At 61.3% G+C, this 9,643-nt stretch carries 7 protein-coding genes and 1 tRNA gene; 4 read left to right on the top strand and 4 right to left on the bottom strand.

The annotated features are described in order from the left end of the window. Positions 1-364: 364 nt before the first annotated feature. Positions 365-1,570, bottom strand: coding sequence for a porin (locus Q0L57_RS31595; protein WP_296747017.1), 1,206 nt, complete (start codon positions 1,568-1,570; stop codon positions 365-367). Positions 1,571-1,947: 377 nt separating this feature from the next. Further along, a tRNA-Ser gene (locus Q0L57_RS31590) sits at positions 1,948-2,038 on the bottom strand. 442 nt (positions 2,039-2,480) lie between these two features. On the opposite strand from Q0L57_RS31590, the gene Q0L57_RS31585 reads away from it, so the two are divergent. Together Q0L57_RS31585 and Q0L57_RS31580 are read left to right on the top strand one after the other, a co-directional pair. Then, on the top strand, positions 2,481-3,623 hold the full coding sequence (locus tag Q0L57_RS31585; protein ID WP_296747016.1) for a porin: 1,143 nt from the start codon (positions 2,481-2,483) through the stop codon (positions 3,621-3,623). Between the two features lie 237 nt (positions 3,624-3,860). Next, the gene (locus Q0L57_RS31580) at positions 3,861-4,934 is read left to right on the top strand and encodes a site-specific integrase (RefSeq protein ID WP_296747015.1); all 1,074 of its coding nucleotides are present in this window, start codon (positions 3,861-3,863) and stop codon (positions 4,932-4,934) included. A gap of 83 nt (positions 4,935-5,017) precedes the next feature. Here the strand turns inward: Q0L57_RS31580 and Q0L57_RS31575 are convergent, their stop codons facing one another. Next, a complete protein-coding gene (locus Q0L57_RS31575) occupies positions 5,018-5,908 on the bottom strand; it encodes an alpha/beta hydrolase (RefSeq protein WP_296747014.1) in 891 nt (296 codons plus the stop codon). A gap of 228 nt (positions 5,909-6,136) precedes the next feature. Then, entirely contained in the window at positions 6,137-8,179 is a 2,043-nt protein-coding gene (locus tag Q0L57_RS31570; RefSeq protein WP_296747013.1) for a lytic transglycosylase domain-containing protein, read from the bottom strand. Positions 8,180-8,522: 343 nt separating this feature from the next. Between Q0L57_RS31570 and dapA the strand changes: the two genes are divergently transcribed. Together dapA and Q0L57_RS31560 are read left to right on the top strand one after the other, a co-directional pair. Continuing rightward, positions 8,523-9,404 carry a 4-hydroxy-tetrahydrodipicolinate synthase gene (dapA, locus tag Q0L57_RS31565; RefSeq protein ID WP_296747012.1) on the top strand — a complete coding sequence of 294 codons (882 nt, stop codon included), beginning with the start codon at positions 8,523-8,525 and terminating at the stop codon, positions 9,402-9,404. Positions 9,405-9,429: 25 nt separating this feature from the next. Continuing rightward, positions 9,430-9,643, top strand: a 214-nt coding sequence (locus Q0L57_RS31560; RefSeq protein ID WP_296747011.1) for an SsrA-binding protein, incomplete at its 3' end; no start/stop codon positions are given.

Raw genomic sequence — 9,643 nt, 5'->3', positions numbered from 1 at the left:
AGCCTATGAATCATGCATCAATCCAAATTTGAATCCTGAATGTCGATTGGTCCTAGGCTGGTTCATCGTTTCGCGGAAACGACAAATCCTTCTTTAGAGGTCGTGACGTGGCCGGCCCTGTTCCACCGCGAACCGCTTGCGGTCTAGGCGGCGTCCAAATGCAGCGCAAGACAATCGGTGCCGCTTGCCCTGGCACTCCTCCCGAAAGTTGGCTTCGCCTCCGCTTCGCGGCCAGGGATGATCCTTGTGCACGCTTAGAACGTGGCACTGTGGAGACAGCAACTTTCCCCGCGTAGGCGCTCATGCAAAGAAAAACCCGGCGATTACTCGCCGGGTTTTCCTGTCACCCCAGAAATATCTGGTCTTAGAAGTCGCGTTCGAAGCGGATGATAGCGCCGACGGCGTTCTTCTTGACGGTGCCGTTATACGCGGCGCCAGCCCAAACGTTTCCGGCGTCGATAGCGCCCTGACCGACGTGCTGATAGTCGATTTCAGGCGTGATCGTGAAGCCAGGAACGACGGTGTAGGCAACGTTGGCCGCAACCGCATAGTCCTTCCACTGGTCACCCGACACCTGGAGGTTGAACGAGGCCTTGTCGTTGAACTTGTAGGTGGCGCCTGCCCATGCACCCCAGTGACCGCCCCACGGCTTGTAGAAGCCACGGCCGTTTGCGAAAGCGGCTGCGGTGGTGTCGTTAAGCTTTCCCTCGCTGCCGTAGCCGAACATGCCGAACAGCGAGAACTGGCTGTTGATGTTCACATCCACGCGAACCTTGCCGGAGACATATTCGTAGTTGCTGTCATAGGCGACGACGCCGACGATATCACCCCAGCCCTGCGTGTACTTCACGCCGCCGACGACGTGCGGCACATAGCTGTCGATCGTGCCGACGCCATAACCGTAGCTAACGTAACCGGGAGATACCCTCTGATTTGCGCCGCCGGAGCCTTGTTCAAGAGAGATCACCGCCGAGAAGCCGTTGCCAGCGTCGAAGTAGTACTGAACCTCACCGGTCTTGAACCCGCCGTAGGGAACGATGGTGTCGTTGATGACGTTGCCGGCGTAGCCGACGAACGTATCGAAGGCCGATTCGTCGAGGCCGACCCGCAGGCCGCCAAGCTGGATCCAGGCGAAGTGCATGTCGAAGCCGTTCGACATGCTGTTACCGCCGGGGGAGTTGTTGTCGAGGGTGTTATTCTGGAAGTTCATGCGCGTTTCGGTATAGGTCTTCAACGTGCCGAGTTCCGTTTCCTGGCCGGTCCAGGTCTTCAGCGTGAAGCGAGCATCCTTGTGCCAGGAGCCCTGGTCCTTGCCGCTGATGACGTCCTGGGTGCGGTTGCCGGTGAATGAGCCGACATCGCCGAAGCCGGCGTCATAGCGGACATAACCGCCGATGCGCAGGCAGGTCTCGGTGCCGGGGATGTAGAAGTAGCCAGCGCCGTACACGTCGCAGATCTTGACGTATTCCGCCGGTTCCGGCTCGGCGACGGTGACAGCGTCGGCGGCGCGAGCACCGGAAACCGCGATCAGGGCCGCGGCTGAGCCGAGAAGAAGGCTCTTGATGTTCATTTTCTGACCTCCAGTCAGAATCGCGAGCCGAGATCGCTGCAAACCAGCCGATCCTGCAAATTTTCTAAATTAATTTCAGATAGATAAGTCGCTTATCGTGTTCGCTCGGGCCGGTTCGCCGGAAGCGCTTGCCAGCGAATGCCTTGCTCGACCCGGGTTTGAAATGACGCTCCAGCTGCGGTGCATTGGCCTCGGTTTCAACCGAAATGTGGGCTTTCGAGGCGAGAGGGGGTGAGCCGTGGTCGCGGTCACATAACCCGATCCATGCGATTCGAACTGGTGTCGGAGATCGGTTGGTCGATCCGACCTAGAGGTCGCGAGTATGGCTTGCAGCAAATCGCCCGAAATACGGTACCAGGTGGCGGCGCGAAACAGGATGGCGGAGAGGATGGGATTCGAACCCACGAGAAGCTTTTGACCTCTACTCCCTTAGCAGGGGAGCGCCTTCGACCACTCGGCCACCTCTCCGTCGCGCCGCTGGATAAAGAAAACTGCCGGGACAATCAACAAGCCGGCGCTATAATCGCGGAAAAATCGACCTCGCCGCGAAAGAGCGTCGGGACCGTGCGGCGATTCCGTGGCGATTCCCCGGCGTGCGACTCAGGCTGGCGCCCCAATTCAGGCGGATAGGCGCCGGATTCGATGGGTTGCAGGGCCGCAATTGTTAACGAGAGCTTTCGGACTAGGGCCAAATCGTGTCATTTGTGCAACAACGCCCGCCGATAGCGTCCGGACTGGCCTTCCGCCGATACGATCCTTGTTGAACGCCGCCGCCGCCTGGGTAAATGTCACATTCGAAGGAGCGGCGCGGTGCGCATCTTTTTCGGTAAGTGGGGATGGGGCAGGGAACGCTGTCCTTCAGCAAAAAATACCCAGACCCGTTTTTTAACTTTTGACTGGAGGTCAGAAAATGAACATCAAGAGCCTTCTTCTCGGCTCAGCCGCGGCCCTGATCGCGGTTTCCGGTGCTCGCGCCGCCGACGCTGTCACCGTCGCCGAGCCGGAACCGGCAGAATACGTCAAGATCTGCGACGTGTACGGCTCGGGCTACTTCTACATCCCCGGCACCGAAACCTGCCTGCGCATCGGCGGCTACATCCGCTACGACATCGGCGCCGGTGACCTCGGCTCTCTCGATGGCGCCCGCGCCCGCGACGTAAAGGACGGCTCCTCCCAGGATACGTGGCACAAGCAGGCCCGCTTCACGTTGAAGACCTGGACCGGCCAGGAGACCGAACTCGGCACCTTGAAGACCTATACCGAGACCCGCTTCAACTTCGGCAACGGAACCGGTGACTTCGCTAGCAACCTCAACGGCGGCGACAACACTGCCGTTTCGCTGAACTTTGCGTGGATCCAGCTCGGCGGTCTCCGCGTCGGTAAGGACGAATCGGCATTCGATACCTTCATCGGTTACGCCGGCAACGTCATTCAGGACACGCTGGTTCCTTATGGTGGCTTCGACACCAATGTCGTGCAGTACTACTTCGATGCCGGCAACGGCTTCTCGGCGGTGGTCTCGCTCGAAGAAGGCTATAAGGCCTTCACGATCGACAGCTACGTTCCGCATGTTGTCGGCGGTGTGAAGTACACCCAGGGCTGGGGCGCCATCACCGGCGTGATTGCTTACGACAGCGCCTATGAAGAGGTGGCCGGCAAAGTTCGCTTGGATGTGAATGTCTCCAACGAACTGTCGCTGTTCATCATGGGCGGCTATGGCTCCGATAAGCACTACAATGACACCTCCTACTTCTACCCGGCCGGCGGCCGCGGCATGTACAAGCTGTGGGGCGGCAACTGGGCTGTTTGGGGTGGTGGCACCTACAAGTTCAACGAGAAGACCTCGTTCAACCTTCAGGTGTCGGCTGACCAGTGGAAGAACGTCGGTGTAGCTGCGAACGTGGCCTACGATGTCGTTCCTGGCTTCACGGTCACCGCCGAAGTCGATTATCTCCATGCCGGTAAGTTCGACGACGCCGATTTCTCCAATTGGACCGGCGCCGACAAGAAGAACAGCCTCGGCGGTATGCTCCGCTTCCAGCGTTCCTTCTAAGGGCTGGACTTGCACATGAAATCCGGCCCGGGCGTAACCACGTCCGGGCCGTCTTCGTCTCGCGATTGGTCTACGCTAACGAAAGGATGGGGGTAAACGGCAAGCTGAAAGGTCCGCAGCACGGTTTCGTGGGCTCCGCCTCGGTGGATGAAATCACAACTGCGTGATCAAAACTCTTGAAAGGATGCTTCCGAGCGGGTAGGGCTGCCCTGTTCCACTCGGGGGTGTGGCATTAGAATGTCAAACGAAGCGCTTCGAGAGGCCCATGCCTCTGATCACTTTTCGATCTTTTCTTCTCAACCGGCTAAGATAAAGTATAGTTTTAACACTATAAGAGAAGTAAAATCGTTCACGATCGGAGAGCTATTTTCAGCATATCGTGACATATTGTGGGATGATGGGCGGCATAAATACAATGTCAGCTCTTTCATCGGTGAGATAGGTGAGATTCTCCTTGGGGAGCGTTTCAGCACCTTTGACCAGAATACCCTCGATAACCTTGTCGGCACCTTGCGCCAGCGCGGCAACAGCAACGCAACCATCAACCGCAAGATGGCTGCCCTCAGCAAACTGCTGCGCAAGGCTCACAAGATGGGGGATATCCACAGCCTGCCTGAGTTCCGCCGCCAGAAGGAGCGGGCGGGACGGATTCGTTTCCTCGAAAGGGACGAAGAGGCAAGGCTGTTCGCAGCCATCAAGAGCCGCGACGAGGATGCCTACAGGCTTTCCATTTTCCTGGTCGATACCGGCTGCCGTCTCGGCGAGGCGCTCGGCCTGATCTGGAACGACATACAGGAGCACCGAGTCTCCTTCTGGATCACGAAATCCGGTCGCAGCCGCACCATTCCCATGACCGAGCGTGTCAAGGAAGTGATCAAGCTGGCCCCCACCACCGAGGGACGCCGGCCGAAAGGCCCCTTCACCAAGCTCACCCAGGCGCAATACCGCGCGATCTGGAACGAAGCGAAAGTCGAGGTTGGTCTTGGCGCCGACGAGCAGGTGGTTCCGCACATCCTGCGTCACACCTGCGCGTCGCGCCTCGTTCAGGGCGGCATCGACATCCGTCGCGTGCAGATGTGGCTTGGCCATCAGACGCTGTCGATGACCATGCGTTATGCCCATCTCGCCACCAATGATCTCGATGGCTGCGTGGTCGTCCTCGAAAAACCGCGCGGCGAGGAATCACCGCGACCGGCAGAGGAATCGGCGTTTGCCTCGCCCTTGACCACGGTTTCGCCCGGCACCGCAGCTCGAAAAGAAAGCCGGACGGAACCGGCGAAGGCGAAGCGCAAGAGCTCCAAGGGCAAATAGGGCGGGCTTTCGGCCCCAGTGGCCAGCGACCTTATTTATACTGTGCCAACAAGCCTGAGGCTGATCTGGTCTCGGGCTTTACTTTATCTTGATTTGCTCTCGGCCCGGTCGAGGAACGCCGCAATCTTTTCCGGCAGACCACCGGTCTCCAGGAATGGCGCATGACCCTGGCCGTCGACCGCGATCACCTCCATGCCAGGGTGGCGCCTTTGCATCTCGTTGAGCGTCGCCACGGACAGGAGTTTCGAGTTGGCGCCGCGTATGGCCAGGAGCGGGATGCCACTCAGCGCCTCGAATTGCGGCCACAGATCCGGCAGCGGCTTGGTGAAGTCGACGCCGGCCAGCGTGTCGACCAGGGCTGGATCGAAATCCGGCAGCAGCCCGGCGCCCGTGTCGCGATAGAGTGCGGACACCATCCGCTCCCAGTCCGCATCGCTCAGCGCAGGAAAATCCAGGCCATGCACGCGCCGCTGGGCTTCCAGCGCCGCCGCAAACGTCTTTGGCTTTGGCGTCCGGTCGAGATAGGTCTGGATATGCGCAAGGCCTTCCGCCTCTATGACCGGACCGATGTCGTTGAGCACTATGGCCCTCAGCGCCGCCGGCTTCAGCGCGCCCAGAACATGGATGATCAGGCCGCCACGCGACGTGCCGACAAAGGCAGCCTGTTCGATCCCCAGCGCCGCCAGTCCCGCGAGCACGTCCCCGGCTTCGACGCCGACATTATAATGGCTGATATCGGGATCGTGATCGGACTGGCCGCGCCCGCGATAGTCGAAGGCGATGACCTTGCGCGGCTTTTCAGCCTTTTCGGAGAGGTACAACGCCAGTTCATGGAAGTCCCGGGCATTGCGGGTGAGGCCAGGCAGGCAGACGACCGGCCATCGGGCGGACTTCGCCTCGCCATAAATCCTGGCGTGGAGTTTGAGCCCGTCCGGTGCCACGTAAAAGAAGTCGGAGAAACCGTCGTTCGCCATCGGAATCTTGCTCTGAGTTGATTGCCTGAGAGCTACAGACGAGAGCGAGAGTCGTCAAATCGTGGCGCCTTTCCTTCTCCCCTTGTGGGAGAAGGTGGATCGGCGCGCAGCGCCGAGACGGATGAGGGGTGGGTGACGGATCGCCGTCTCTGCCAAGCTGGAGCACCTCTCATCTGACCGAACTTCGCTCGGCCACCTTCTCCCACAAGGGGAGAAGGGGAAACGCACTCAACTGCGCCCGTTAACAAGGTCGCCGACGATATCGTATTTGCCAGAAATACGCATCTTGTAGACTTCGTAATTCTCCATCACGCGCTGCACGTAACTTCTTGTTTCCGTGTAGGGAATCCGCTCGATCCAGTCGACGACGGAGTCGATGTCCTTGCCGCGCGGATCGCCGTATTTCGCCACCCACTGGCTGGCCCGGTTCGGACCGGCATTGTAGCCAGCGAAGGTCAGCACATAGGAGCCGTTGAAGCGGTCGAGCTGCTCGCCGAGGAAGGCCGAGCCCAGCGTCGCGTTGTAGCCGGCATCGGTGGTCAGCCGATCCTGCGAGAAGGTCATGCCGGCCTTCTTTGCCAATTGCTTCGCTGTGCCCGGCATCAGTTGCAGCAGGCCGCGCGCGCCGGCGCTCGAGACGGCGCCGACATTGAACTCGCTCTCCTGGCGAGCAATGGCATAGGCCAGCGCCTTGCCGGAGCCCGAGATGTTGGCCGAATCGGGGATGACGCCCAGCGGATGCGACAGCGCGCCGACATCGATGCCGCGCGCGGCGGCGATCTTCCCGACCTTGAGCGCCATGAAGTGATTGCCCTGCTTTTCAGCCAGCACGGCCAGCAGCGCCAGTTCGCCCGGGCTGGTCAACTGTCCGGCGAGGTCGCGATAGAGCGTTTCGGCATAGCGGTCATAGCCCGCTTGCTGCAGCCGCTTGATGGCGTTGACGGCCTCGCGACCCTCGAAACTTTGACGGTCGGCGGCGCTGGGCTTGGGATAGACGAGGTTGAGGGTCTTAAGGCCGACACGCTCGCCGGCAAGCTGGCCGTAGAAGGTCGTGCCGTAGCCGGCGGCGCGCGTGAAGTAGTCCTTGGCGCTGCCTGGTCCGCCAGCCTCCGCGGCCCGGCCGAGCCAGTAATAGGCGCGCGACAGCGACATCGGTCCCTGGGCCAACCCGGCGATGCGCGTGAAATGCGAAGCGGCGGTCGCCGGATCGTTCAGGCCGCGCAGCGCGTACCAGCCGGCGTGGAACTCGGCCTCGGCGGCGTTGGCCGGGCTTTCGGCCGCATGCATGGACGCGATCTTGTAGGCGGTCTTCATATCGCCCTGATCGACCAGTTCGCGCGACAGGATGCGGCGTTCCACCCACCAGGCGTCGGGATCCACGAGTGAATCGCGATCGGTCGGCGCTTTCATCATGATCGCGGCCGCATCGGCGAATTTCTGCTGCTTGCGCAGATATTCGGCCTCGGCGAAGAAATAACCAGCCGAGCGCTGCGCCGTGGGCACCGCTTTCAACAGCTTCGCGGCGTTGGTGTCGCCCTTGTCCGCAGCCGCCCAGGCATCGGCCAGTTGCTGTGCCCCGGCAAGGCCGGCGACACGCAGCGCCGAAGAAGGGCGATCGGCATAGAACATCCGCTCCATGCGATAGCGGTGATCGGCGGCCGGAATCAGTTTGCCGAACTCCTTGACGATGGCGGTCTCGTCTTTCGGTTCCAGCTTCTCTGTCCGCCAGAAGGGCACCAGCACAGCGCGCGCCGCCGCCGCGTTGCCCAGCGCGACCTGCGAACGGGCGAGGATCACTATGCCCTCCGGCGTCAGCGGCTGGCTGTGGCCGAAGGCCTGCACCACCACCTGGGGCGGCGGGTTCTCGCGGTAGAGCGCGCGCTCGCTGTTCCTGCGCAGGGCGATCGTGCCGGGCCAGCCGGGCAGCATCTTCGCCGCATCGGCGATCTCGCCGCTCGGCACCTTGTCGCCACCGTAAAGCGCCACCGCCCAGGCCAGGATATGCCGGTCGAGCGACGTCGCGGGCAATGTGTCGCGAGCGTTGCGCGCGCCGGCGATGTTGTTGGCGGCGAGCGCGTCGAGCCCGCCCTTCAATTGTGCGATGTCGGCGGGAAGCGGGGAAGGCTGGGATTGGCCAGGAGCTTGCGGTTCGTCGGGGGCCGGGATTGCCGCCGTCACCTGCACGTCGACGCTGCCGCCGATCGCCATGCCTGGCATCAGCGCGACGACCGCGCCCAGGAGCGCGAAGAGAGGGGGCCGCCTTGTCGGCATTTTTCTATCCTAGCACATCCTCAGGCAAACGCGGACGCTTCAAATCCTGGTCCGGACCCTAAACCCAGGTCGTGAAGGGCCGGTTACCAAAAGATTACCGAGGCCGTTCGAATTGCGCTTGCTGGCATTACGGCGATGCTTGCCGCTGAACCATGTCGAGACTATGGTGCGCCGCTTCGCTTTCGGTTAGAAGGCGCGCAACCAATGCATGTCGCCCAAAAGTGGGTTCCGGTTTTGGGGCAACGACATGCATAAACCAACAAGCGCATGTCGCCCAAAAGTGGGTTCCGGTTTTGGGCAACGACATGCGTAAACCGATAAAGTTCCAAGGAGTTTGGACGACATGCTGAGAGGCTCGCTGACCGCGCTCGTCACACCGTTCGAAAAGAGCGGGCGTTTCGACGAGAAAGCCTTTCGCGCTTTCGTCGAATGGCAGATCGCCGAAGGTACCAAGGGGCTCGTCCCGGTCGGCACCACGGGCGAGTCGCCGACGTTGTCGCATGACGAGCACCGCGATGTCGTGAAGGTCTGCGTCGAGGTGGCCAAGGGCCGGGTTCCGGTGGTGGCCGGCGCCGGTTCCAACAACACCGAGGAAGCGATCGGGCTGGTGCAGTATGCCGAAAAGGCGGGCGCAGACGCGGCGCTGGTCGTCACGCCTTACTACAACAAGCCGACGCAGCGCGGCCTCTACGAGCACTTCGCCGCCGTCGCGAGGGCGACGAAGCTGCCGATCATCATCTACAACATCCCGCCGCGCTCGGTGATCGACATGACGCCGGAGACGATGGGCAGACTTCGCCACGATTTCAAGAACATCGCCGGCGTCAAGGATGCGACCGGCAAGGTGGAGCGCGTCTCCGAACAACGCATGACCTGTGGCAAGGATTTCATCCAGCTCTCGGGTGAGGATGCTTCGGCACTCGGCTTCAACGCGCATGGCGGCGTCGGCTGCATCTCGGTGACCTCCAACGTCGCGCCGCGTCTTTGCTCCGAGTTCCAGGACGCTACGCTCTCCGGCGACAGCGCCAAGGCTCTTGAGCTGCAGGACCGCTTGCTGCCGCTGCACAAGGCGATCTTTATGGAGCCGGGCGTCTCCGGCGCAAAATACGCGCTGTCCAGGCTCGGCAAGGTCGAGAACGTGGTGCGCTCGCCGCTGGTGACGATCGAGGCCTCGACCGCAGAAAAGATCGACGCCGCGCTGAAGCACGCCGGCTTGATAAATTAGGGATGAGCCGCCACCTCTCCGCATTATGAATCAAGTCAAGAAAGCCGATCCAAACAACAGGACGGTCGCCGAAAACCGCAAGGCGCGCTTTTCCTACGAGGTGCTCGACACGATCGAGACCGGCTTGGTGCTCACCGGCACCGAGGTCAAATCGCTGCGTCAGGGGCAGGCCAACATCCAGGAAAGCTACGCTTCGGCGGAGGGCGGTGAGATCTGGCTGATCAACTCCTATCTGCCGG

Source organism: Mesorhizobium sp., from assembly GCF_024509055.1.
Classification (GTDB): Bacteria; Pseudomonadota; Alphaproteobacteria; order Rhizobiales; family Rhizobiaceae; genus Mesorhizobium.
Note: the sequence above shows the minus strand (reverse complement) of the source record. Positions and strands in the feature narration are given on the sequence as shown.